The sequence below is a fragment of the Paracoccus sp. IB05 genome (assembly GCF_016405985.1).
GTDB lineage: Bacteria > Pseudomonadota > Alphaproteobacteria > Rhodobacterales > Rhodobacteraceae > Pseudogemmobacter.
The window spans coordinates 1-538 of record NZ_JAEFCF010000106.1 but is presented as its reverse complement, the minus strand read 5'-3'; the positions used below and the strand labels follow the sequence as shown (position 1 = coordinate 538).

The window sequence follows — 538 nt, the reverse complement described above, 5'->3', positions numbered from 1 at the left end:
GGCTTTGTTGCGCAAATGCAGCGTAGGATTCACCTCACGAATCCAGTCTGTTAGTCAGGCGGTATGAGCAGACCGAAGCCGCCGACTTACCGCACCACGAACTGGCATGACTACAATGCTGCGCTTGCGCGGCGTGGGTCGCTGTCGATCTGGTTTGACCCCAGGACGCAGTGGCTTGCCGCGCCAACCGGCAAGCGTGGTCGTCAGCCCGTCTTCACTGATGCCGCGATCCAGACCTGCCTGACGCTGAAGACCCTGTTCGGACTACCGCTACGGCAGACGACTGGCATGATCGCCAGTCTGCTTGAGCTTGCCGGGCTGGATTGGCCGGTGCCGGACTTCAGCACCCTATGCCGTCGCCAAAAGACCTTGATCGTCCACATCCCCTACCGCCCCAGCTCAGGCGCTCTGCACCTGCTGATCGACAGCACTGGCGTGAAAGCCGAGGGCGATGGCGAGTGGCTGGCCAAGAAACACGGCCCGTCGAAGCCGCGGGACTGGCGCAAGGTTCACCTCGGGATTGATGCTGAGACGCTGG

Annotated in this window: 1 protein-coding gene; it reads left to right on the top strand. The window is 62.3% G+C overall.

Going from position 1 to position 538, the window contains the following annotated elements; genetic code table 11:
- Nucleotides 1-63 precede the first annotated feature (63 nt).
- The coding region (locus JC607_RS25250) for an IS5 family transposase (RefSeq protein WP_198839451.1) at nt 64-538 on the top strand (475 nt) is incomplete at its 3' end.